Origin of the sequence: Moorena sp. SIO3B2 (genome assembly GCF_010692525.1) — a bacterium.
GTDB classification, from domain to species: domain Bacteria; phylum Cyanobacteriota; class Cyanobacteriia; order Cyanobacteriales; family Coleofasciculaceae; genus Moorena; species Moorena producens.
On the sequence record NZ_JAAHHE010000094.1, the window covers coordinates 1 to 23,534 of the forward strand.

At 44.3% G+C, this 23,534-nt stretch carries 21 protein-coding genes and 1 pseudogene; 7 read left to right on the forward strand and 15 right to left on the reverse strand.

Annotated elements, in window-relative coordinates; all coding sequences use genetic code 11:
* Positions 1-565: 565 nt before the first annotated feature.
* The gene (locus F6K38_RS19645) at positions 566-1,324 is read left to right on the forward strand and encodes a cation diffusion facilitator family transporter (RefSeq protein ID WP_008181676.1); all 759 of its coding nucleotides are present in this window, start codon (positions 566-568) and stop codon (positions 1,322-1,324) included.
* Between the two features lie 253 nt (positions 1,325-1,577).
* Here F6K38_RS19645 and F6K38_RS19650 read toward each other — a convergent pair whose 3' ends face one another.
* From F6K38_RS19650 to F6K38_RS19660, 3 genes are all read right to left on the reverse strand, one after another.
* Complete coding sequence (locus F6K38_RS19650) at positions 1,578-3,956, reverse strand: ArnT family glycosyltransferase (RefSeq protein WP_287357196.1); 2,379 nt, start codon at positions 3,954-3,956, stop codon at positions 1,578-1,580.
* Between the two features lie 69 nt (positions 3,957-4,025).
* Positions 4,026-4,430 (reverse strand): type II toxin-antitoxin system tRNA(fMet)-specific endonuclease VapC, encoded by a 405-nt coding sequence (gene vapC / locus F6K38_RS19655; RefSeq protein ID WP_008181669.1) that lies wholly within the window; start codon positions 4,428-4,430, stop codon positions 4,026-4,028.
* Entirely contained in the window at positions 4,427-4,675 is a 249-nt protein-coding gene (locus tag F6K38_RS19660) for a hypothetical protein (RefSeq protein WP_044492511.1), read from the reverse strand. Before F6K38_RS19660 ends, vapC begins: the two co-directional genes overlap by 4 nt.
* A 1,312-nt stretch (positions 4,676-5,987) precedes the next feature.
* On the opposite strand from F6K38_RS19660, the gene F6K38_RS19665 reads away from it, so the two are divergent.
* On the forward strand, positions 5,988-6,539 hold the full coding sequence (locus tag F6K38_RS19665) for an RNA ligase family protein (protein ID WP_008181664.1): 552 nt from the start codon (positions 5,988-5,990) through the stop codon (positions 6,537-6,539).
* A gap of 760 nt (positions 6,540-7,299) precedes the next feature.
* Here F6K38_RS19665 and F6K38_RS19670 read toward each other — a convergent pair.
* Together F6K38_RS19670 and F6K38_RS19675 are read right to left on the reverse strand one after the other, a co-directional pair.
* The gene (locus tag F6K38_RS19670) at positions 7,300-8,604 is read right to left on the reverse strand and encodes a glutamate-5-semialdehyde dehydrogenase (RefSeq protein ID WP_008181659.1); all 1,305 of its coding nucleotides are present in this window, start codon (positions 8,602-8,604) and stop codon (positions 7,300-7,302) included.
* Positions 8,605-8,922: 318 nt separating this feature from the next.
* Complete coding sequence (locus F6K38_RS19675) at positions 8,923-9,057, reverse strand: hypothetical protein (protein WP_287255788.1); 135 nt, start codon at positions 9,055-9,057, stop codon at positions 8,923-8,925.
* A 983-nt stretch (positions 9,058-10,040) separates the two neighbouring features.
* Here F6K38_RS19675 and F6K38_RS44290 point away from each other — a divergent pair.
* Positions 10,041-11,020: pseudogene (locus F6K38_RS44290) on the forward strand (GMC family oxidoreductase).
* Here F6K38_RS44290 and F6K38_RS19690 read toward each other — a convergent pair.
* Positions 11,017-11,412 (reverse strand): nuclear transport factor 2 family protein, encoded by a 396-nt coding sequence (locus F6K38_RS19690; protein ID WP_008181649.1) that lies wholly within the window; start codon positions 11,410-11,412, stop codon positions 11,017-11,019. The pseudogene F6K38_RS44290 and the gene F6K38_RS19690 sit on opposite strands and share 4 nt — an antisense overlap.
* 180 nt (positions 11,413-11,592) lie before the next feature.
* Positions 11,593-12,381 carry a hypothetical protein gene (locus F6K38_RS19695; protein ID WP_287357197.1) on the reverse strand — a complete coding sequence of 263 codons (789 nt, stop codon included), beginning with the start codon at positions 12,379-12,381 and terminating at the stop codon, positions 11,593-11,595.
* Between the two features lie 274 nt (positions 12,382-12,655).
* Here F6K38_RS19695 and F6K38_RS19700 point away from each other — a divergent pair, with 274 nt between their 5' ends.
* A complete protein-coding gene (locus F6K38_RS19700; RefSeq protein ID WP_008181647.1) occupies positions 12,656-13,606 on the forward strand; it encodes an aldo/keto reductase in 951 nt (316 codons plus the stop codon).
* 71 nt (positions 13,607-13,677) lie between these two features.
* Here the strand turns inward: F6K38_RS19700 and F6K38_RS19705 are convergent, their stop codons facing one another.
* The 4 genes from F6K38_RS19705 to F6K38_RS19720 form a co-directional block, all read right to left on the reverse strand.
* On the reverse strand, positions 13,678-14,238 hold the full coding sequence (locus tag F6K38_RS19705) for a putative outer membrane beta-barrel protein (RefSeq protein ID WP_161603139.1): 561 nt from the start codon (positions 14,236-14,238) through the stop codon (positions 13,678-13,680).
* Positions 14,239-14,380: 142 nt separating this feature from the next.
* Entirely contained in the window at positions 14,381-14,503 is a 123-nt protein-coding gene (locus F6K38_RS19710) for a hypothetical protein (protein WP_287253988.1), read from the reverse strand.
* Positions 14,504-14,707: 204 nt separating this feature from the next.
* Positions 14,708-15,151: an Hsp20/alpha crystallin family protein gene (locus F6K38_RS19715; protein ID WP_008181645.1), complete on the reverse strand. Its 444-nt coding sequence runs from the start codon at positions 15,149-15,151 to the stop codon at positions 14,708-14,710.
* A gap of 83 nt (positions 15,152-15,234) precedes the next feature.
* A complete protein-coding gene (locus tag F6K38_RS19720) occupies positions 15,235-15,423 on the reverse strand; it encodes a hypothetical protein (RefSeq protein ID WP_287357199.1) in 189 nt (62 codons plus the stop codon).
* Positions 15,424-15,605: 182 nt separating this feature from the next.
* Between F6K38_RS19720 and F6K38_RS19725 the strand changes: the two genes are divergently transcribed.
* Positions 15,606-15,794, forward strand: a complete 189-nt coding sequence (locus F6K38_RS19725) for a hypothetical protein (protein WP_008181643.1) — start codon at positions 15,606-15,608, stop codon at positions 15,792-15,794.
* Between the two features lie 515 nt (positions 15,795-16,309).
* On the opposite strand, the gene F6K38_RS19730 is transcribed toward F6K38_RS19725, so the two are convergent.
* Positions 16,310-17,254, reverse strand: a complete 945-nt coding sequence (locus F6K38_RS19730) for a hypothetical protein (protein ID WP_287357201.1) — start codon at positions 17,252-17,254, stop codon at positions 16,310-16,312.
* A gap of 144 nt (positions 17,255-17,398) precedes the next feature.
* Positions 17,399-17,671, reverse strand: a complete 273-nt coding sequence (locus F6K38_RS19735) for a hypothetical protein (protein WP_287357203.1) — start codon at positions 17,669-17,671, stop codon at positions 17,399-17,401.
* Between the two features lie 323 nt (positions 17,672-17,994).
* Between F6K38_RS19735 and F6K38_RS19740 the strand changes: the two genes are divergently transcribed.
* The gene (locus F6K38_RS19740) at positions 17,995-18,237 is read left to right on the forward strand and encodes a hypothetical protein (RefSeq protein WP_287265726.1); all 243 of its coding nucleotides are present in this window, start codon (positions 17,995-17,997) and stop codon (positions 18,235-18,237) included.
* 83 nt (positions 18,238-18,320) lie between these two features.
* On the opposite strand, the gene F6K38_RS19745 is transcribed toward F6K38_RS19740, so the two are convergent.
* Complete coding sequence (locus F6K38_RS19745; protein ID WP_287265724.1) at positions 18,321-18,617, reverse strand: hypothetical protein; 297 nt, start codon at positions 18,615-18,617, stop codon at positions 18,321-18,323.
* 477 nt (positions 18,618-19,094) lie between these two features.
* Between F6K38_RS19745 and F6K38_RS19750 the strand changes: the two genes are divergently transcribed.
* On the forward strand, positions 19,095-21,434 hold the full coding sequence (locus F6K38_RS19750) for a hybrid sensor histidine kinase/response regulator (RefSeq protein WP_287357205.1): 2,340 nt from the start codon (positions 19,095-19,097) through the stop codon (positions 21,432-21,434).
* Here F6K38_RS19750 and F6K38_RS19755 read toward each other — a convergent pair.
* Positions 21,397-23,232, reverse strand: coding sequence for a peroxidase family protein (locus tag F6K38_RS19755; RefSeq protein ID WP_287357207.1), 1,836 nt, complete (start codon positions 23,230-23,232; stop codon positions 21,397-21,399). The two genes, F6K38_RS19750 and F6K38_RS19755, sit on opposite strands and share 38 nt — an antisense overlap.
* Between the last annotated feature and the right edge of the window lie 302 nt (positions 23,233-23,534).

Below are 23,534 nucleotides of genomic sequence, written 5' to 3' on the forward strand. Positions count from 1 at the left end.
CGTTCTCTAATATTTCCATTTTCTTCTATTTTTAAGGCTTTTTGAAGTATTGTTTTTTGCTCTTGTGTCAGATAATTTTTTGCTGGCATATTTCCTATTATTGGGTTATTTATTAATTTTTATTATACCAATTTAAATGCCGAACAGCTTAAAGCGTTTATAGACTTTGGTACTATCTCAAATCTAATTCCTTAAAATGCAATTTTTAAAGAAAGCTAAAGCTTGACAAAAAAACTTGTTTTGCTATATGGTATTTGAGGCTCATATTGTTGGAAGACGTCATGAGCTTGACAACAGTATGAATTAGTGTTTAAAACATTGAATAAACTTGTGTTCACAAGTTTTAATTCAGATAAACATCACGTTGTAGTAGGCAAATAATTGCGGTCGCTACAGAAAAATTAATCAGGGAAATATCTATGACAATATTTGTTTCATATTTTGTTATTATTTATGAACATACCATGGAGGTTGAGCCAATGGATATCATTGATATCGAGGTGCAGGAAACGATTTTCCGAGGCAAGACTATTTTCCCAGTTGACTAACCAAAGTTATTGAAACTATGCTCAATTGCAACAGATTAGGTTGTTTGTGCCAGACCAGCGTATCTCTGGGTAAAGTTCAGCGGTTGAAGAGGGTGATTGTATTAATCACAATCTTTGCTTTACTCGAAATGGTTGTGGGCTTTGTTAGCCACAGTTTAACTCTCAAAGCTGATTCCGCTCACATGCTGGCAGATATTGTAGCAATGAGTATTGCTTTGCTTGCTGCATGGCTGGCTCAACGCTCCTCGAAGTCTCGAAAGCAAATGAGCAATCAACCAATTGAAGTTTTAGCTGGTCTGATCAATAGTATCGGTCTAGTGGCTATGTCTGTATGGATTGGGCGAGAAGCGATCGCCCATCTGCAAGGGACACCTGAGGAAATCCTCAGTTTGCCGATGCTAGTCACTGCGTTAATTGGCGTAGTGATCAACAGCATTAACCTCTATTGGCTAGGGGAAAATACCGAGCAAGATATCAATTTGCGTGGTGCGTTTTTGCACGTACTGGCGGACGTAGTTAGCTCAATCGGCACGATAATAGCTGCTTTAGCAGTTGGGATTTTCAACTGGCCTCAGGCGGATGCGATCATCAGCTTTAGTGTAGCTATTTTGATTGGCTTAAGTACTCTTCCTCTACTGCAGCAAACTCTGGAAAAATTATTTAGGGAATCATCAACAACTAAGACGATGGCGATAGAAAAACTCCCTCAACAGTCAGGCTGGCTAGAGTTAGGAAAGACCGATTTAGTGTCTTTGATAAAACTCAAAGAGGATTGAAAATTCCTGGACAGTTATTGAATTTGATATGATATTTTTCGTGAATTTTTAGGTAAGCATTCAGCGGTCAGCGGTCAGCGGTCAGTGGTCAGCGGTCAGCCGTCAGCCGTCAGCTTTGTGGCACAGGCTAGAAGCCTGTGACGTAGCCCATAAGCTGAAAGCTGAAAGCTGAAAGCTGAAAGCTGAAAGCTGATAACTGATAGCTGATAGCTGATAGCTGATAACTGATAGCTGACGGCTGATAGCTGAATGCTTACTGCGATGCCAACCAAATTTCTCTAGCAGCAGCGTTTCCATAAAGCTTCCTTGGTTCAACCACTAGCAAGGGTTCACCAACATGGTTAGGTAAGTTAAGATTGCTCTCGGGGTGTTGCATCATTGCTGGATGATTTGACAAGTGTTGACTGTCTGCTCTTGGGGCTTTTCCTGCTTTGTTATATACTGATAAATCATCTAAATTATCACCAGGCTGGCCCAGGAAATCCGTGACAAAGACTACTGGACGGGAGCTATCCCAATATTCCTGAAGTTTCTGTTTAGTAATCCCGTATTGCGGTTTTGGTCCTGGAAATTCAGGGGGTAAACGATTGAAGCCACTATCTGTCAGAACGAGTACGATCCGATAGGCTGTATTATCTTTGCCTTTAGCCCAACCCGCTGGAAGATCGAAAGATGGGCAAGACAGGGAGGAGGAGAAATTGTTCGGTTCTTCTTTAGTCTCTGGCTTTAGTACTACTTCGTATTTCTTCAATTCTTCTGCTCTGTTCCCTGTTCCCGTCTTGATGCAAAGCGCGAGTGGGGGAAACCACGGCAGTCGCTCATGGGGGAGACCCCCAAGACCGCGCTGCCTCCCCAAGACCGCGCTGCATCGCTGTTCCCTGTTCCCAAGTGCCCTATCCCCACAACTGCCACGAAGTCTATGGTCTTGGTTGAGGTAGTAGCTCATAGCACCAGCAGCTCCTAGTTCTCGTGACCCTTCAAATGTCCAGAGGGTGGATAGTCCTAAGGTAGGATTGGCGGTTTGAATCAGGGTTTTGGCGGAACGGATGTCTTGGAGAGTGGTAAAACTATGGGTAAATGTCAAATAAACGAAGAAGAAGCTGAGGAAAATAGATACGGATGCTGACTTGGCACGTTTCAGCAGCAGGAAAATGCCACCAATCAGAAAACCACTACTAAACCAGAGTGCGATCGCATAAATTATGCCATCGAAGTCTCGATAGTTGGATAATTCTGCTAATTTGCTGACCCAATTGGGATTCCAAAGCCTAGCACTAATCCCCACTAACCCGGAAATAACACCTAAACTACAGAAGCTGACCGCTGCTGCAATTCGCCCCTGTCTCTGCTTCTGGTCTTGGCAACGAGACCACCAACCAGCACATAGGATAATTAGGGGTGGGATACTAGGAATACTGTAATATACTAAACGAGACGATAGGGGAAGAAAGGCGACGATAGGCAGTGTTGCCGCAATGACTAGGAGCAATATCCCTGATGACCTGGAATTTGTGAAAGTCTGGTCACTGGAAGCTTCCCTAAACCCTAGCTCCCTCCCTTCTTGCTTCGGGTCCCAATAGGAATCGGATAACCCTACTGAGGTCTCAAAGCAGGGATGGCAGTTTTGGTTTGTGTAGCGGTAACTATTGGGTTGTTGGCTACTATCTGAGTAGTTTGGTGAGTAGCTTGGCAAGTAGTTTCGGGAGTAGTTTGGCCAGTAGTCCTGCCAAGCGCTATAGAGTGCTTGGGGTAGTACCACTATCCACGGTAGGCACCAGATTGCTGTTACAACTAAATAGCCTATGGCACTGACTTTAGATACTTCATAATCTGGTGGCCATCGGGTATCCGCTATCCGCTTGAGATTTTCGTTGAACAGAAAGTAGTGGAAAAAGCCTGGGTTAGCCTGTTCTACTGCCATAAACCATGGCAAGGTTACTAGAGAGGTCACGATTATTCCTAGCCGAATTCGCAATTGCTGGAATAGTCTCCAGCTCCGTTGTCTAAATGCGATCGCTAAACAACCAATCAGGGGAAATCCTAGGAATACTGGCCCTTTGGTTAAGACACACAATCCTAAAAGACTATACAGACTTAACCAGTAGATCCAACAGTGAGGTGCCCTCTCTAACCGCCACAAGCAATAATAGGTAGCTAAGAGCAAGGTGGCCAAGAGTACATCGATCAGAATCTGGTGGGTAAACACAAACCAGCCAGTAGTCGAGCAAAGCATTAAAGCTGCTAGACGACCAGCGGTAGGATTCCAGAGTTCTCGCGCCCATTTCCAGGCAACTATCGCACCAAGCCAACCGATAATGGCTAGAGGGAGCCGTGCTGCGTACTCTGTGGAACCCCATAGGGTCGTACTGGTTGCTATCAGCCAATAAAGTAATGGGGGTTTATTCAGGTAGGGTGAACCGTTGAGATGAGGCGTAATCCAATCCCCACGTAACAGCATTTCACGGGCAACGCCGCCGAAGTGACCCTCGTGGGGTTCATACAATCCATATCCACTCAAGCCATGAATTAACACCAGCAACCCCAATAGTAATACGATCACGTCACTCCAGCCAGTAGTAGCAGAGGGGATCCGGGCTAATGGTTGATGCTTCAACACAATGGTTAAGGTCAATGATGGGTTGGTATTTTACACCCTAATACCAATATTTTTCAACTTGCTCTAGTAGTATTTGCTTAAAAGCTAGTCCAGCTCCCAATCTTCAATTTGTAGTCCACGAACTCTGCTAAATTCAGCCGTATTATGAGTAACCACAATTAAATTATTAGCAAGGGCGATCGCAGCGATTTGTAAATCATAAGGTCCGATTGGTGTTCCCATAGCTGCTAAATCAGCCCGGATTTGTCCTGCTATTCTGGCAGGATTGCTGTCTAACGGTAGAATCGTAAACTGACTGAAAAATCGTTGCAAAAGTGCTAAATTTATTGACTGTTTGGTACTACGATAAGCACCGTAATATAACTCCATCTCGGTTATGGAGCTGATAAAAATATTCTCTGGTTGTTCGGTAGCAAGGCGAGATGTCACCGCCGGACTGGTATTGTTCAACAGCCGAATGCAAACATTGGTATCCAAAAGGTAGCTCAAAATAGACTCTCCCTGGTTTCAAACTCTTCTTGCTTCCCCCGCTCTAACGGTTCTCCCGCCCAACCCCCAATTACTTCCTCAAAAAAACCAGGCATCCAGCCTTGGGGTGTTTCTAGTTTTAAGGATGATTTTAATGGATTAAAAACCACCATAACTTCTAATTCTTCGTTCGTTATCCCTACTGGAACGTCCAGATGTAAAATACCATCAGACCCCACATGGGAGATTACTTTAATGCTTTCCATCGTGCTTTCTGCGTTATAGAACTTATCCAAGTTTATAGCAGTTCTAAATTGGGTGAGCTACTTCGTCCGGGAAGTGTGGGTCTTGTGGGAGGTGTGGGATGTGTGGGGGCAGAGGAGAGACAGGGAAGTGTGGCTGAAAGGGGTAGGTTTTTTACATCAAGGTCAAACGGTTTCACAACTTGCCTTTTGATTTGGCCTACCCATTTCTAATTTCTTCCGGATCTAGAGAGAGCAATCAAGGATTAAGAAATAGTAGATGCACCCTGACTAATCCCTCAGCTACCCGCTGGGGATTTTTTTTGTTCAATTTTGTCTCAACCAATCTATCAGTTCTAAATTCTTCCGGATCTAGAGAGAGCAATGAAGGAATAAGAAATAGTAGATGCACCCTGACTGATCCCTCAGCTACCGGCTGGGGATTTTTTTTTTCAATCTTGTCTCAACCAATCTATTAGTTCTATGTGGAATAGCCATCTTGGCTGTCTCCTTGGCCTAAGCATTTCTAAATTCTTCCGGATCTAGATAGAGCCATGAAGGATTAAGAAATAGTAGATGCACCCTGACTGATTCCTCAGCTATCCGCTGGGGATTTTTTTTGTTCAATTTTGTCTCAACCAATCTATCAGTTTTATTTGGCTTACCCATTTCTAAATTGTTCCGGATCTAGATCGACCGATGAAGGATTAAGAAATAGTAGATGCACCCTGACTCATCCCTCAGCTATCCGCTGGGGATTTTTTTTGTTTAATCTTGTCTCAAACAATCTATCAGTTTTATTTGGCTTACCCATTTCTAAATTCTTCCGGATCTAGATAGAGCAATGAAGGATTAAGAAATAGTAGATGCACCCTGACTCATCCCTCAGCTATCCGCTGGGGATTTTTTTTGTTTAATCTTGTCTCAAACAATCTATCAGTTTTATTTGGCTTACCCATTTCTAAATTCTTCCGGATCGAGAGAAACCAATCAAGGATTAAGAAATAGTAGATGCACCCTGACTCATCCCTCAGCTAATCGCTGGGGATTTTTTTTGTTCAATTTTGTCTCAAGTAATCTATCACTTTTGAGAAATGCACTCCTGATCAATGCGATGGGTTTTGCCCCGCTACGCGAACGGGTTTCTAAATTGTTCCGGATTAAGATCGACCGATAAAGGATTAAGACATAGTAGATGCACCCTGACTCATCCCTCAGCCAGGGTAAGCGGAAGAAAAAGGGATAACCCATCCTGTTATCGATTCCATAGTAAGGTGTCTAGTCTAAGGTGAACAGAGGTGTAGCAATTGCCCTCTTGAAATTTGGTGTCAGAGTTATGAAAAAAATTCCAACAATTTTTGAACGGGGAGATAATTTTAAGGTTATTAACAAAGTGCGCTCAGGTTGCGAGTGGGTGATCGCTGGCGAAGGAATAGCTACGGAAAAACTTGATGGAACTAATGTACGCTTAAGTGTGGTTTCTGGCAAATGTATACATTTAGAAAAACGGCGTAATCCAACCAAGAAACAAAAACAGCTTGGCATACAAGATGGTTGGTATGTAGATGCTAACTCGGACGATCCAGCTGATCAATGGATCTTTGAAGCGATGAGAAACACAGATCTATCTGACGTACCGGATGGGAAACATTGTGCGGAAGCTTTGGGACCAAAAATTCAGGGTAACCCATTAAAGCTAAAGGAACATATTTGCGTACTGTTTAACTTACAAGCTCCTGTGTTTGAGAATATTGCTAGAACCTTCAACGAACTAAGAGACGCATTAACAGATCTAGAAAGTTTGTATTCCCCTGGGTGCAGGGCAGAAGGAATTGTCTTTCGCCACGAGGATGGACGCCAAGCAAAAATTAAATGCAAAGACTTCTGATTGACGATTGATTATCATTGCCTTTGACATCCCGCTGGATATTTTTGTTATTCAATCTTGTCTCAACCAATCTATCAGTTCTAATTTCTTCCGGATCTAGAGAGAGCAATGAAGGATTAAGAAATAGTAGATGCACCCTGACTCATCCCTCAGCTACCCGCTGGGGATTTTTTTTGTTCAATTTTGTCTCAACCAATCTATCAGTTCTATTTGGCGACCGCGTTTCTAATTTCTTCCGGATCGAGACAGAGCAATCAAGGATTAAGAAATAGTAGATGCACCCTGACTCATCCCTCAGCTACCCGCTGGGGATTTTTTTTGTTCAATTTTATCTCAACCAATCTATTAGTTTGATTTGGCTTACCCATTTCTAATTTATTCCGGATCAAGACAGAGCAATCAAGGATTAAGAAATAGTAGATGCACCCTGACTCATCCCTCAGCTATCGGCTGGGGATTTTTTTTGTTTAATCTTGTCTCAACCAATCTATTAGTTTGATTTGGCTTACCCATTTCTAAATTGTTCCGGATCTAGATCGACCAATCAAGGATTAAGAAATAGTAGATGCAACGTGACTAATCCCTCAGCTACCCGCTGAGGTTTTTTTAATAGACCTCTTGCAAAATTCCAAAAATATCGCTCTTGAGCACTTACTAGGAGCGCCTGCCAGTATAATTATACTGAAAGCATTACTGGACAATACTTTCGGAATTTAAAACCTGTTAGTTTCCGTAAGCATTATAAATTTACGGAAGAATATTAGATATCCCGATGGGTAAAGGGCTTAGCATTCTCACCAACATAAGTAGCCGCAATGTGACCATTACCTGTAACCTTGTATTTGTAAGTCACCAATCCCTCTAACCCCACTGGACCACGGGGGGGCATTTGTTGAGTGCTAATTCCTACTTCTGCTCCAAAACCATAACGGAAACCATCGGCAAAGCGAGTAGAACAGTTGTGGAAAACATTAGCGGCATCCACTTGATTTCCGAAGCTATCTGCTACCTCCTGGTCTTCAGTAACAATTGCATCCGTATGTCTGGAACCATAAGTATTGATATGGTTAATCGCTTCTTCTACAGAGTCTACTACTTTGATAGAAAGAATTAAATCACTGTATTCTGTAGACCAATCCTCATCCGTTGCTACCGAGATTGGGATAATCTCACGGCTAGCTTCATCCCCTCGTAATTCTACATTACGCTTTTTCAAAGCTTCTGCTGCTAGGGGCAAGAAACGAGGAGCAATTGTTGAATGCACCAGCAGGGTTTCAATCGCATTACAAACCGCTGGATATTGCGTTTTAGCATCAACGGTGATAGTTACCGCTTTTTCCAAGTCAGCTGCTGCATCAATATAGAGGTGGCAAATCCCATCAGCATGACCAAGTACTGGGATACGAGTATTCTCCTGCACAAACCGAACAAAAGCATTCGACCCTCTGGGGATAATCAAATCCACATAGTTGTCTAGTTGTAACAGCTCTTTGATTTCTTCTCTAGTGGTTAACAACTGTACCGTTGCTGGGTCAACTGCTGTGGTAGATAATCCTTTATGAATTGCTTTGACTAGGGTTTCACAGGAGCGAATTGCTTCTTTACCGCCTTTGAGGATAACACCATTACCGGATTTAATCGCAAGAGAGGTAATTTGAATTAAGGCATCGGGACGAGCTTCAAAGATAACCCCTAAAACTCCTAAGGAACAAGTGACTCGTTTGAGGATTAGTCCTTGATCCAGTTCTCGATGAATTTGGACATTGCCCACAGGATCACCAAGGTTGCCCACATCTCGCACCCCCTGAATAGCCCCCTTGAGCTTCGTTTCGTTCAACTTCAGGCGATTGTAAAGGGGTTTGGGAATTTTATCTGCCTCAGCCGCTTGGCAGTCTGCAGCATTCGCCGCTAGGATTTCCGGTGCTGCAGCTTCCAAGGCTTGGGCTATTGCCTCAATAGCTTCATTTTTAGCCTTTGTTGAGAGAACGGCTAACTTCTGTGCAGCTTGACGGGTTTTTTGAGCGATCGCACTTAGGGGTATGGATGCAAGTGGTGTAGCTGTCATGGTTTTGATTTTGGAGGCAATACCAATACGTGATCAGCAGTGTAGCAAATTGATGCTCCCACACGGTGCAGGCACTGGCCTTCTTGAGTATTCTTACTTGCCCCAAATCCCCATCATCGACTAAAGCATCACTTATAAATAAGGTTAACTATAATATTAACGTTGGGAAAACGCGATCGCATACAGCCGCTGTGGATAGTAGTAAATAGCTTACGCAATTCAGCCATCGATACCCCTTAGTTGGTCGAGCTGTGATCTAAAAGCAAGACAGGGGTATTTTTTTTGTGTAACAGCTCAAAAGCTTTTCCCGGCTACATACTAGTTGTCTGAGGTCTGACCAACTCGTCTTACCCTGAAGTTATACCATTGGTTAACTCTTTGGTTAACGTTGGGAAAACGCGATCGCATACAGCCGCTGTGGATAGTAGTAAATAGCTTACGCAATTCAGCCATCGATACCCCTTAGTTGGTCGAGCTGTGATCTAACAGCAAGACACTCAGAGGGTATTTTTTTTGGAACAGCTCAAAGGCTTTTCCCGGTTACATACTAGTTGTCTGATGTCTGAGCAACCTTACGCTGAAGTTATACCATTGGTTAACTCTTTGGTTAACGTTGGGAAAACCCGTACGCATACAGCCACTGTGGATAGTAGTAAATAGCTTACGCAATTCAGTCATCGATACCCCTTAATTCCTCTGTCTGTGATCTAAGAGCAAGACAGGGGTATTTTTTTTGTGTAACAGCTCCAAAGGGTTTTCCAGCTACATACTAGTTGCCTGACGTCTGAGCAACTCCTCTTACTATCAACTTATACCTAAGGTTAACTTTCCGAAAACGCGATCGCATACAGCGGCTGTGGATAGTAGTAAATAGCTTACGCAATTCAGCCATCGATACCCCTTAGTTGGTCGAGCTGTGATCTAACAGCAAGATACTCAGGGGTTATTTTTTTTGGAACAGGTGAGAGTAATAGGTACTATAGCTACATAGCAAAAAGCAAAAATTGACTTTTGCCACAGACTCAATGTTAATTTTAACTACTCACATCAGCCAATAGTTCCATTTGAGCCTAAATCTAAGATGCTCTATAACTATATAATTGTCGGTGCTGGTTCAGCAGGTTGTGTCCTTGGTGACATACTCCCACACTGACTCTGCTCTTACAGAGCCGCTCCGCGAACGAGTGAGCGTGTGGGCTTCTTGCCAACTCCACCCAACGGTTAGGATACTCGGCAAGCTTTATTAACGACACGGGATGACCCTCCGCGCCGGAACAATACAAAAAAGTTCTATTTTTAGTTAGTAGGTGGCGGTTAGCTCTTAATTTGATAAACCCTACTGTTTTTTAGTATAGACGAAAAATAAAATATCAAAGTTCCTGTCCGCCATTCATCCCACGCCGACCTTTCGGCAAAGCCGACGCGGGGCGCGTTCGGTGCGGACGTGGGGCATAAGCGCGCATGAAGCTAACCGCCTCACGGAAAACCCCAACACTAGAGTATTGCTACTGGAAGCTGGCAAGCCAGACCGCGAGCGGTCAATTCACATCCCCATCGCCTTTCGCGCCCTATTCAGAACTGAATACGATTGGAGTTACTATACACAACCCCAAAGCAATCTGAACAACCGCAAATTGTTCTGGCCCCGTGGCAAGGTTCTAGGTGGCTGTAGCTCTATCAACGCCATGATATATATTCGAGGTCACCGCTGGAACTATGACCACTGGCACGAATTAGGGAATAAGGGGTGGAGTTTTTCTGAGGTGCTGCCCTATTTTAAGAAAGCCGAAAACCAGGAAAGGGGAGCGTCTGAATACCATGGCACTGATGGTCCGCTCAATGTCGCCAATTTGCGCTACACCAACCCCCTATCTCAGGTGTTTGTCGAAGCAGCTACAGAAATAGGCTTGGAAAACACCAAGGACTTCAACTGTCGGGAACCAGAAGGAGTAGGATTTTATCAGGTAACTCAGAAAAACGGTAAACGTCATAGTACCGCTGCTGCTTACTTAAAACCCTGCCGCCCAATTATCTAACTGATCAAACAGATTTACAGGTTTTGCTTACTGGCATCAAGCTGTGTCGTCAAATACTTCAGGCGTCAGCATTTGAGACCTTTCGGGGGGAGGAACTTTTCCCTGGAACTCAAGTCGAGCAACTCGATGAAATTGCTGCCTACATCCGCGATACCGCTGGCACATTGTATCACCCAGTTGGAACTTGCAAGATGGGGAATGACCCAATGGCAGTGGTTAACTCCCGCCTGCAGGTACATAGTATAGAGGGGTTACGAGTTGTAGATGCCTCAATCATGCCCACTATCGTTGGTGGTAACACGAATGCCCCAACCATAATGATTGCCGAAAAAGTAGCTGATTTGCTGATGGAGGAAGAGCCAACACCATTTAGGAATTAACCCTTAAGTTTACCCATCATTTCTGCTTCATTCCAGTAGGACAAAACCTTTTGAATCTTACCGTCATCATTAATTTCAAAAACACTGATGCCTTCAGCAGTAGCCTCACGACCATTCTTAGCAGACACCTGCATCCTCCACTTTACCGCTGCTCCATTGCCAGCAATAAAAATTTGCTCTTGTGAGATGTCAAAGCTGTTAAAGAAGCTAGACAGTAGTGCAAAGAACTTCTCCGAGTCCTCAGAGACGTTGATTGGTGGCTTTCCCACTGGGTCATAAATCACTGCATCTTCAGCAAAAATCTCTACCCAGCCTCCTGGATTCATGGCTGCCATGTTAGCAAAATAGACATTGATGACTGATGCGATCGCTTCTGTTGACATAGTTTCCATCTGACTTCACCTTTATATTATCGGTTAAATTCTGCCCTTAGCGAATAATCCCAGCCAAAAGGCAAAAGGCAGATGTTTGACCCGGTGGTGCGTTACAGGGCGGGCTGTGCCAACCCTGGCGCTATAGCGGAAAATGAGGATGAGCCCGCCCTTAACGCACCCTACGTCACTAATCACTAATCAAGGCAATAACCATGCCAGAATACGTTTAGCAATTTTCTTAGGACCAGGCTTGGCCGAGAGCAAACCGGACAATAGCTGACGCAACATCCAAGGCGCAATCCTGATTAAACATGAACGTAGCAGCCATTGTAGTATTACTAGAAGTAGACCACAGCTGACTATGCCCACTATAATAATCAACCATCTCCAGGGTTGAGCAAGTATTAGCTGTAATACACCAGGAATTACCAGCACTGCCACAATCACCAGGATTATCATCAGCCCTGATAGTCCCCAAGCCAGCTTAGGGAAATTGGGTGATGGTTTCAGGCGTAGCTGACCCAAGATTTGAGTGATCAGCCAGTAATGAGCGTCAGCAATTTGACAACAAAAGTCGGGATTCTCCAGACAGTCTCTCTTGATCTGGTGAAGGATTTCTCCATCAAGGGCAATCACACTCCGCATCAGTGCCTGTGCTCGATCAACTGGTAGATAGTAGGTAGAAAAGGTCAATCCAGACTGGAGGCGGTTTTCCCAATCCAGCAGAGCTAAATGGCGTAAATCACTAAGCAACTCTCCGGAAATATCAAGGCCGTGACCAGTCTCTTGTGCTTGTTTAATTTTTGTAAGAATGTCTTGATTTAAATCAAAGCGAATGCTATGAAACAGCACGCGGGAGCGTGTTATTTGTTCTTGCTCAATGTTGATGTATGAGTCTATATTCATACCTTTCCCCTGGTCAAGGGTTTGAGAGTGCTGTTGGGAATGACGCCACACAGGACTAACCAGATTACACCACCACAGCACAATAAAGGTTTTCAGGCTCCCAAATCAAGCCTTCAACAGCCGCAATTTCTTCCTAGCTTAGTTTTCTTAATAGCTGAATGCGTCAGGGAGTCAGTGCTCAGTCTAGTTTATCGTTAATGTTTAAACTTAAGTTATAAACCGTCAACTTTTAACTTTTAACTTTCAACTTTCAACTTTCAACTTTTAACTTTCAACTTTCAACCAAGCTGATAGCTGACTAAGCCACGATAAACTGAAATAATATTAAGAAATGTTAATATAAGGAGTTTTTATCATGCAGACGATCAAGTTAGGTCAGGATGGTCCGATGGTTACAGCCTTGGGAATTGGGACGTGGTCATGGGGAGACAAGCTGTTTTGGAACTATGGCAGTGACTACGGCACTACTCAGGTAAAAGAAGCCTTCGAGGCAACCTTGGATGCTGGAATTACCTTTTTTGACACCGCTGAGGTATATGGACTAGGAGAATCCGAATCCCTGATCGGACGGTTTATGAAGCAGCTGGGACGGAAAGCCCAGATTGCCACTAAGTATTTTCCCTTACCCTGGCGATTTACCGCTCAGTCAGTTTCTGATGCCTTGAGTGACAGTTTGAAACGTTTGCAAGTCGAGCAAGTGGAACTGTACCAAGTACATATGCCTTTTAGTTTCTTGATCAGCCAACAGACCTTGATGAATGCTCTAGCTGATGAAGTGAAGCGTGGTCGGATTGGAGCAGTTGGTGTCAGTAACTATTCCGCTAAGCAAATGGCAGAAGCTCACAGTTACTTAGCAGCCCGTGGCATACCCCTAGCGGTGAATCAGGTGCAATATTCTCTGTTGCATCGGAAAATTGAGAGCAACGGTATTCTTGATAAAGCGCGTCAGTTAGGTGTGACTATTCTCGCTTACAGTCCCTTAGCTCAAGGGTTACTCACTGGCAAGTATACGGTAGAGAAATATATCAAACCCACTGGAGCTAGGGCTATTGACCCCCGCTTTAGCAAAAGTGGTTTAGAAAAAATTGCCCCTGTGCTAAAGCTACTGAGTCAGTTAGGGGAAAAGTATGAGCGAAAACCAGCTCAAGTTGCCCTTAACTGGCTGATTGCTCAAGATGGAGTAATCCCGATTCCCGGTGCTAAGACCGCACAGCAGGTGCAAGACAATGCAGGGGCTTTGGGTTGGGCTTTGAGTCAGGAGGATGTTAGTCAGTTGGAACAAGTGACTCGCCCTTGGTTAAAATGAAAGCTCAAGGAAAGCGCCCCTACAATAGACTTCGCCGCAGTTGTCCGGAACAGGCAACAGCGCTATTGATTTCAGAAACGATAGCCTGCACCAAATTGGAATTTAACCGGAGAAGTATCGTTGTTTTCATCACTAAGGCTTAATCTGCCACTGCCGTAGATTATGGTGTAGTCATTGACTGCTGCTTCTACACCAGCAGTCAATACGGCTGAATTTTGATTACCTAAAGGAGTGGTGATCTCCTCGTTGTTCACAAAGGTATAGCCTCCACCAACGTAAATGTTAGTATTGCTGGCAACCGGTAGATCGTAGGTAATTGTTGGCTCGACAGCACGACCTTTGCCAGAGAGAAATGCTGCACCACGCACTGAAATTGGTAAATTGGGCACATCAATACGACCTTGATACATGCTACCAATCCTTTCATCGCTTGAGTTTGAGCCAATTCCCAGCAAATTCTCAAAGGGATTGAGGATATCATTACTTATTGTGCTGCCATCGTTACTAATTCCGACGTAGCTACCCTTTAATCCTTCAGGTTGAGCAGAGGCAGGGCTAGCACATAGAACCATAGCAATCATTAAGATTAGGGAAGTTGCGGCAGATTTGAGTATGGGTTTCATCGGTTTCATGGTTATAATTAGAAAACCCCCCGCTTTGATTGCAGGGGGATGGCTATCAAGGTGCATCTACTATTTTTCTATTTCTCAGCCGAGTTGAGTGATCCGGATAAGTTACAGAAAAATATCCGATTGACTCCAGTGATGGCGTTGCTTAATGATGGGATAATTTTGTCGCCACCCCATTGAGAACTGGTATATGTAAACAAAAAGCGATCGCTTGTTGAGGTAGCGATCGCTTTTTGAGGTCACGATTTAGTCTAAACTGCGTAAGCATTCAGCCCTCAGCCGTCAGCCATTCGCGTAGCCTGGTCACAAGCCTTGGCCAAAGGCCACGCTACGCGAATGGCTGATAGCACCTCAGGTAGTCTATTAGCTGATACGCGATACGCTGATAGCTGATAGCTGAATGCTTACTAAACTCAAGTAGCTAACTGATTGTCCCAAGTCTAGTTAGCCAGCCACTGAGCTAACCAGGGAGTTAGTTCAAGTTAACCTTGACAACTTTGTTTTTTTCCTCTTCCGCTTTAGGCAAGGTCAGATTTAAGATACCGTCTTTGTACTCAGCCTCAACTTTGGTATTTTGAATCCGAACTGGTAAAGGAATTACCCGCTGGAATTTACCATAACGGAATTCAGACCGCTTGACGCCTTTTTCGTCAGTATTGGTTTCTTCTTTACGTTCTCCACTGATAGAAACAACAGTATCTGTGACTTCTACATTCAAGTCTTTGGCTTCCATTCCTGGAACTTCTAATTTCAGAGTAATAGCATCTTCAGTTTGGGTAATTTCAGCAGCTGGAACATTTTTGAAATGACCAAACTCTCGCAAAGTAGTAGGCACAAAACTATGGTCAAATAGCTGGTCAATTTCCCGTTGTAGGGTGTTGATGTCTTTCCAGGGGTTCCAACGAACTAGAGTCATAGCTTTTCCTCCAAGTTGTAATTGCTTAATTGATTTAGCCTTGTTTTCTGGCCTTTGATTATTATGGTAGGACTTGAAATTAGCTATGAAAATTCGGTTTTTATCACTAATTTTATAGGGATTGCCGTTATGAATAAGTGTTCAATCGGGAATCGGGAATCGGGAATCGGGAATCGGGAATCGGAAACAGGCAAAAGGGAATAGGGAATAGTAATAAAGAGATATGAGGATTTTTTTTGGTTAGGAGAAAGCAATGTAGCCTTGGGTTTCATGAACTATTTAGAACTGCTATAGTTAACTTTGATCTAAATTACGGTAAACTAAACACAATTGAGTTCGGTAAACTCGAATTCAATGGTCAGCTAATGCGCTAGGCGCAAGCTAATTGAGGTGCTAATGCGCTACGCGCACGCTACGCGAACAGGTATCAGGTAAGGCAATTCAGTTAAGTCCGATGATGGAATCCACAGATTTTACCCATTCAGTCAGCTACCAAAAAGAATTGATTCTGAAATTACAGGAACTGCTGAAAAAAGAAATTGAAGGTAAAGCTCACTCTGACCGCATTGAAGAATTATCTTCAGCGATTGAAAGTGCTACAGAGGCGCTCAACAACCTAACCCAGTATTTTAGAGAAACTTGACCTCTAAGCATTCAGCGGTCAGCTTATTTTATTCAAAAGCTGTTTGGTGTAGCGTGCGCTATGGGCATAAACTGTTCGGTGTAGCGTGGCCATAGGCTCAAAACTGATAGCTGATACGGGACACGCTGATACGCGACACGCTGATAGCTGATAGCTTAGGTTGAACTGTATTTTTCTCGATTAGACTCTAAGCACTAGGTATTAGGCGTTAACTACTAACTAACACCTAATACCTAACACTTAACTCCTAACACCTAACACCTAAGCCTCAACACTATATTGACTGATAGTAAGCATTCAGCCGTCAGCCGTCAGCCGTCAGCCATTTCCGTACCGTGCGCGTAGCCCATAAGCTGACAGCTGATAGCTGATAGCTGAATACTTACGACTGATTACTAGGGCAAAGGTCGAAATTATTTTTAGTCCTTGAAGAGGTCAAGTCCTCTTTCGGGTTGAGCTACAGAGGCACCAATATTAGGAGTGATGCCCACAAATTGATCAAATCAGTGATTCGGTCAAAGCCCGACGCTGCGCGAACGACTCTGGTCAAGATCAATCCCAGAACTAGGAAAACCTAGAGATGAAGTCAACAGGGATGGAGTGAACACAGATGGAGTCAGGAAGGAATCAAGTAGGGAATCAATGGGATTGGTAATAGTACCAACGATATCCTCCAGCAGACTGTCAGGTCCATCGGTAACACCATCCGGATTACTAATCTGGTTGTCGTCACCAATGCTGAAACTGGCGGCACCACTAATCTGATGATTATTGGTGTTAGGGGTACTCATGGTGCTGGAAACCATGGCTGTGCCATGGATACTGAAAATGCGATTGGCCTTTGGCCACGCTACGCGATCGCTTAAATCCGCTGAGGTATTGTCACTAATGGTGCTGGTAGCCATGCTGGTACTGCTGACGATGACTATACCGCCAACAGAGTCGCCCAAGGGATTGCGACTAATCCTGTTAGTAGCCGTCGCCCTGCTACTGACCTTGACTAGAGGGTCATCTGAGTCTACTGTTCGCGTAGCGGCGACCTTCGCGTAGCGTGGCCCAAAGGCCAAGGAGCATCGATTACTACTAATTTCAATCTTGGTGATAGTCGCCGTTTTTGGATCTTGAGGCTGAATTTCGACATCAAACACTTGGTCAATGTCATCAAAATCAATGTCATCAAAATCGATGTTAATCGGGCCATCGGTGATGTCCAAATCACCAGTAGTAGCCAAATCTTCACCAGTTTCAAGGTCATCTAGGGGAGAAATCACTACAATCCCTTGACTAGTAGCACCAGTTTGGTTTCCTTGGTTTGGATTTGCTTGTAGATTGCAAAGGGAATCAAGCACAGAACAGCTATTGTTTATCATCGAGGTTTCCACTCGAACGTCAACAAAGAAATGAGATGGAGATTCCCTGATTGACTTTTTCCGGCTACCCAGGTCGAGTAGCCAGCACATTTTTGACTTTGTCAGTCTAAATTCTATCTAGATGATCACACTATTCCTATCGAATGCAAAAAAATTCACGTTTTCTGATCACGACAGGGGGATGGTGCCCTTTATCCATCAATTTTCTGTCTACACTCCCAAACCTCTACAGGTTTAATTCCCGGAGCGTCCATTACCGCTTTGATTTAATAAATATTCCCAAATCCGTCGTATTTCCTGTTGATTTTGACGAATATCTGCTTGACTTTGACGAATCTCCTCTTGATTTTGAATAATCTCTTCTTGACTTTGACGTTGATAGGTTGCTAAATCGGAAAACAATTTTAAGGTCTCATTGAGAGAAACTCTTAATTGAGTAATTTCTGCTTGATTTTGCTCTATAGTCTGACTATGGCGATTAATGTATCTTGCTGCTGTCTCTAACAAGTTCTCTACTTGAGTTAATCTTTCTTATGGTGTCATGTCTGATCACTTTTGATTTGATATATTTATATATTATATTCTTTTTTTTATCCTTATTACTGAAGTCAATTTTTACTAAAAATTTAGTGCGTTCGCGAACGGAACATCGCGTTTAAATTTGGTGTGTTATTAACCCACCCTAACAACTAATTATTCTATCTCCTCTCTCCCGCCTCTCCCCACACTATTATCCCTAATCCCTACTCCCTACTGTCGATTACGAAAGTACCTAACCCAATTGAGAACTGCTATAGTAATCAAAGTGTTGCTAACTTTAAGGTAGGATAATGACAGACAAAAATTTTGTAGCTGATAACGCTACTACCACAGAAATACTGGAACAAGTTATTGAGGAAATACAGCAAACTCCCCAAGAATACTTACCCAATTTGTTGCAGATAGTTCGTCTGTTTCGTGAGAGTGTTACACAGAATACGGCAGAAGAAAGCTTTCGTCAAGGATGGCAAGAAGCCATGACAGGGAATACACTTCCTGTTTCACAGCTGTGGGATGGGATTGATGCAGAATGAACCAGCCAAAATCCAAATCAAGGTTACACCTGAGTTCAATATCGGTTAATAACGCACCCAAGCAGTGGTAAAACCCTAGAGATTTAATTCCCTGAGCGTCCATTACCGCTTTGATTTAATAAATATTCCCAAATCCGTCGTATTTCTTGTTGATTTTGAATAATCTCTTCTTGACTTTGACGAATCTCCTCTTGATTTTGAATAATCTCCTCTTGACTTTGACGTTGATAGGTGGCCAACTCGGAAAACAATCTTAAGGTCTCATTCAGAGAAACTCGTAATTGAGTGATGTCTGCTTGATTTTGCTCGTTCGCGTAGCGTGACCTTAGGTCAATGGTCTGAGAGTGCCGATTAATGTATCGTGCTGCTGTTTCTAACAAGTTCTCTACTTGAGTTAATCTTTCTTCTGGATTTCATGTCTGATCACTGTTAATCTGATTGATTTATCTATGCTATGCCATTTTTACTCCTTATTCCTGATGTTAAACCTTCCTAAAAAGCTAGTGCCTTCGCGTAGCGGCGACCTTCGCGTAGCGTGGCCCAAAGGCCAAGGAGCATCGCAATTTAGTTTGATGCGTTATTAATCCACCAAACCAACTACTTATCCCCTCTCCCCGCGCCTGGTTACCACACTTACCACGCTTAAAACACGTACAACACGTAGCACACGTAGCACAATGCACGCCAAGCTAGAATGTGGTAAAATAGGAGAATACTTATCAGCAGGTGGACAAAAATAAACTACTATCAAAGAAGCTACTATCCACACCATTCAGGCAAGTTAGCCGACCAAGCAGCAGGTGTTATCGTTAATTCCACCTACCAAATTATTTAGTAATTCAAAATTCCTCAGAATTTTGCCCTGGGCTGTGTTCGAGCGTCTGGATCAGCGATTAGACGATATGAAGTCAACTTTGGGCGAAGAGGCAATACTCCTAAAGTCGGATCTGTTGGTAAATCAGAGGGTGATTACTGAGGCTCAGAGCCAGAGGTTTACCCTGATCGGATCAGAACAGTTCAGTTGTCTACTGTGGGGGGAAGCACAACCGGAGACCGTAACTGGGTATGACTCTCTGATCAGACTGTACCAAGTGGGATTGACCTTCGCTCCGGATGCGATCGCAAACTTTCTTACCCATCTCAAAGACTCCTACCTAACCTCACCATCAAAATTTGAAACCTCTGAGGATATTCTCAACCTAATCAAGAGGGCTCTAGCCTCCCTCAAACCCAATAATCCAGCTATCCAGAGCGAATTTACCCTATCATTAATTGATATTCTGTGTGACTACAACACGCATAACTACAACACCGATGTTCCACCATTAGTAGAGCCAGCTTATCCCTATGGGTCCATTTGTCAACCCGTAGCAGAAGCACTGCACCAGCAGGTTGAGCAAGAGCGATTGCTCAATCAGGTGACCAGTCAAATCCGTCAAAGCCAAGAGTTACCCCTGATCCTGACCACAGCAGTTGAACGGGTACGACACTTCCTAGAGGTAGACCGATTAGTAATCTATCAATTTGACTTTCCTTACAGCTCTAGTCCCACAGCACTAGAGCCAGCACCTGCTGCTGCCACTGAACTAGGCTGGGGTTGTATTACCTACGAAGCTAAAGCCTCTGATGGTATCCCATCAGTGCTAAATGTGATTGAGCAGGAGGAATGCTTAACCCATGTACCGAACTGTACACATAAATATCAGCGAGGGTCAACGGTTGCTGTTGATGATGTTGATCGAACCTATAATACCCATAATTGCTTACTTAAACTGTTGCATCGACATCAAGTACGAGCCAAGTTAGTCGCACCAATTATTGTCGAAAACAACCTGTGGGGGCTACTAATTGCCCATCAGTGTTTCGAGCCAAGGCGATGGCAGGACAGTGAAAAAAACTTTCTCCAGGCAATTGGTGAACACCTAGCCGTTGCGATCTATCAAGCGAAGTTATACTCCCAAGTGCAGCAGCAAAACAACACCCTTGAACAACGGGTAATTGAGCGCACCCAAGCACTTCGGGATGCTTTGCAAGCTGCTCAAGCAGCCAATCTTGCTAAGAGTGAGTTTCTAGCTACCATGAGTCATGAATTGCGCACCCCTCTGACCTGCGTAATTGGGATGGCAGCGACACTCTTGCGCTGGTGTTTTGGTCAGGACAGTTCCCAGAGATTACCTGTGGAAAAGCAACAGCGCTATTTAAAAAGCATCCAGGACAATGGGCAACACCTACTAGAACTGATCAACGATATTCTGGATTTGTCTCAGGTTGAGGCAGGAAAGTTAGTCCTGACTATCAGCAAATTTTCCTTAAGTAAGCTAGCTAATCAGCTGTTGAGTAGCCTAAACGAACAAGCCTACCAACAGCAGGTGACTCTACAGCTAGATTGGCGAGTGCCACCAGAAAGGGACTGTTTTTGTGCAGACCAACGGCGGGTTAAACAGATTTTGTTTAACCTTTTAAGCAATGGGATTAAATTTACCCCAGAGGGGGGTAAAGTAATCCTACGGGTCTGGCCAGAAAACCACTTAGTAGTGTTCCAAGTGGAAGATACAGGCATTGGTATTCCCCAAGACCAGTTACCATTACTGTTTCAAAAGTTTCAGCAGCTAGAAACCCCCTACCGTCGCAAGTATGAAGGAACTGGCTTGGGGTTAGCCTTAACCAAACAGCTGATCGAACTCCATAGGGGCAACATTGAGGTGGAATCGGTAGTGGGAGAGGGGTCTTGCTTTACAGTTTGGTTGCCCACTCAACCCATGACACCAGCTACTTCAGAAAAAGCCCTGCCAAAGTCCAACCTAACTCTCAAAGCTCAAGGCACTGTGGCCTTAGTGGAAAACCAAGAAGAGATTGCTACCCTAATTTGCGAGATTTTGACCGCAGCAGGCTATAAAGTAATTTGGTTGATCGATGCTTCCACTGCCATCAAACAAATTGCTTTGCTTAAGCCCCAAACTATAATTATCGATTGGCAGTTACCGACTAGGGAGGGTTACGAAATGACTCAATGGCTGCGTCAATCCTCCACAACCGGTGGGGTAAAAATTCTGGCTTTAACGATTCCGACTGTGCCAAAGGTAGAGCAACAAGAGATGATGGAGGTAGTGGATGATTACTTATATAAACCGATAGAACCCATGGAATTATTGTACAGGGTTATGGCTTTGGTGGAAAGTTATAGCGCTGCGCTATAGCTGCTAAACCTAGAAGTGTAACTAAGCCAAGGATGCTGCTAGGTTCCGGCACATCTTCTGGGACAACAAAAGCATTATCCTGGATGTTGCTAATCGTTGAGTTCCGACGAATAATGTCCGAGAGGCGAGTGCTTTCTAGATCTGGAGCCAAGGCCAGCAGATGATCGAGATCGTTGAGGAAAAAGAACCGGTCACCATCCCGTGCCCGCCTGAACTGGTCTGAGATCACCGTATTGAATAGTTCACCGACCAATCCACCGTTGACCGAGTCCTCAGATATTCCTCCAATCCAGAAATCCACCTGATCTACAGAGCCGTAGATTTGTTCAAATAGAGCTGCTAGTTCTGGGTCAGAAGTAATGCCCAGTTCGGTATCGGTGGTCAAGAAGGCAGTGACTGGATCTAGACCGAGTTCCACACGAGCCTGATTGTAACCGGTAACGCCAGATTCCCTTGCCCGCTCAATATTTAGTGTAGCAAGGTCAAATCCACCGGTGGGAATCGAGGCAAGGAAATTCCGCACGTCGTCCACTATCTGATTGTCAAACTCTTGAGCCACCTGGGAAGCTAAACCGAAAAACAGTGAATCGACGCCGTTATCAATCACCTGTTGGGGAGTGAAGAAGGCATCGGAAAGGGATACCCCTCCGGGGGAAGTACCGTCATTGTTAATGCGCTGAATCTCTGGGGACAGAAAAGTGTGGCCAACGCGGAAGGTACCATTGGCAAATTCCACGCTGACACGTGGGTCAACGCTGGAATCGTAGCCAGAGTAATCCTCCAAAAGGCTATCGCCAATGAACAGCGGTAGGAATTCATTGTATGTGATTACCTGAATCTCAGCGCCGACCACCTTACGGGCTGATTCGTAGATAAAGTCGCCTTTATCAAGTCCTGACTCTTCTAACTTCTCCAAAAGAACCGGGTCACCAGCGTCAATTTTTTCAGCAAGTGTTTCAGCCAGGCGATTGTGCTCCCGCACGAACAAGGTGTGAGCTGCGGTTAACCCAATCTGTTCGTTGACACGAACATCGCCACCGATGAACAACTCTTCTGGTGCTAATGCTCCAGAGCGGTCAGTGTTGGCATTAGGCAATCCGCCAGTGTTGAAAGGCAGTAGCTCTTCATCATTGATAATCTGGCTCTTGAGCTTTCCAGTACCATCATTAGTACGCAAAAATTCCGCCCGCTCTTGATCAGATCCGTAGACCTGTGAACCATCAATAAAAGAAGTCAGCTGGTTGATCTGCTGGCGCGGATTGCCAAGGTCAGTGCCAGTCCCTTCAGCTGCAGGAACCCTAACAAAGGGTATAGATGGGGCGAGTGGATCTGGAAGACCAGTGGTAATGTCAAAGGGATTAATTGGGATAGGGGTGAAATCCTCTGGTGGAGGAGCTGCCTCTCCCTCATTGAGATCCAAGTCGTGATCAATGAACTGCCCCCACTGCCAGATCCAGTCGCTGGCGTTGAGGAAATTAGGCACGAATTCAGTCTGGCGGACAATGGTATTGCTAATGTCACGGGCGTTAGGCAGAAGATTGCCAGCCGGATCGGTTATTCTTGGTGCGTTGAAGCCATCTTCGTAATCAGGCTCCGTGAGCCGAAGTAGTGGTGTTTCGGCTTCACCCAATGTCGGGTCATTGGGGTTGTTGCCAAATCCGTTAATAGTGCGAAATTCTCCTGCAGCAGCAGGCACAGACATGGAAAATCCTAGGGCAGCGAAAGTGGTTATTGCTAAACCAAGCTTACGAGGCTTGAAGTTTCTAACCACTTCCAAGTTAGATAAGTGATTTTTCATCAGGTTAGTACTTAGGTTAAGATTGCATCCCAACCGCTAATGTGGTAGATGCAGTAAAATACTCTATCTCTTCTAATAAGGTGTTTGGAAAGTAGCTACATGGTTTGCTAAAACCGGGTAATTTACTTTAGTTATCCCCAAGATTCACGGGTTTTCGTCTAAGAGGTTGTCTGAGAAGTCTCATTTGCTACATCCAAGCCCCCGTTGGTCCCCCAATTCTGGGGGACTTTTAGAAGCAAATTGACTCTTGTTCCCCCCAAAGTTGGGGGGTCAGGGGGGCAAAATTCAGTATCAAAAAACTT

Coding starts and splice junctions, on each gene's coding strand:
- F6K38_RS19645 (WP_008181676.1), top strand. CDS start 566: ATGCTCAATTGCAACAGATTAGGTTGTTTGTGCCAGACCAGCGTATCT.
- F6K38_RS19660 (WP_044492511.1), bottom strand. CDS start 4,675: ATGGAAAGCATTAAAGTAATCTCCCATGTGGGGTCTGATGGTATTTTA.
- F6K38_RS19665 (WP_008181664.1), top strand. CDS start 5,988: ATGAAAAAAATTCCAACAATTTTTGAACGGGGAGATAATTTTAAGGTT.
- F6K38_RS19670 (WP_008181659.1), bottom strand. CDS start 8,604: ATGACAGCTACACCACTTGCATCCATACCCCTAAGTGCGATCGCTCAA.
- F6K38_RS19675 (WP_287255788.1), bottom strand. CDS start 9,057: ATGGCTGAATTGCGTAAGCTATTTACTACTATCCACAGCGGCTGTATG.
- F6K38_RS19690 (WP_008181649.1), bottom strand. CDS start 11,412: ATGGAAACTATGTCAACAGAAGCGATCGCATCAGTCATCAATGTCTAT.
- F6K38_RS19700 (WP_008181647.1), top strand. CDS start 12,656: ATGCAGACGATCAAGTTAGGTCAGGATGGTCCGATGGTTACAGCCTTG.
- F6K38_RS19705 (WP_161603139.1), bottom strand. CDS start 14,238: ATGAAACCGATGAAACCCATACTCAAATCTGCCGCAACTTCCCTAATC.
- F6K38_RS19710 (WP_287253988.1), bottom strand. CDS start 14,503: ATGCTTACGCAGTTTAGACTAAATCGTGACCTCAAAAAGCGATCGCTA.
- F6K38_RS19715 (WP_008181645.1), bottom strand. CDS start 15,151: ATGACTCTAGTTCGTTGGAACCCCTGGAAAGACATCAACACCCTACAA.
- F6K38_RS19720 (WP_287357199.1), bottom strand. CDS start 15,423: ATGAAACCCAAGGCTACATTGCTTTCTCCTAACCAAAAAAAATCCTCA.
- F6K38_RS19725 (WP_008181643.1), top strand. CDS start 15,606: ATGATGGAATCCACAGATTTTACCCATTCAGTCAGCTACCAAAAAGAA.
- F6K38_RS19730 (WP_287357201.1), bottom strand. CDS start 17,254: ATGTGCTGGCTACTCGACCTGGGTAGCCGGAAAAAGTCAATCAGGGAA.
- F6K38_RS19740 (WP_287265726.1), top strand. CDS start 17,995: ATGACAGACAAAAATTTTGTAGCTGATAACGCTACTACCACAGAAATA.
- F6K38_RS19755 (WP_287357207.1), bottom strand. CDS start 23,232: ATGAAAAATCACTTATCTAACTTGGAAGTGGTTAGAAACTTCAAGCCT.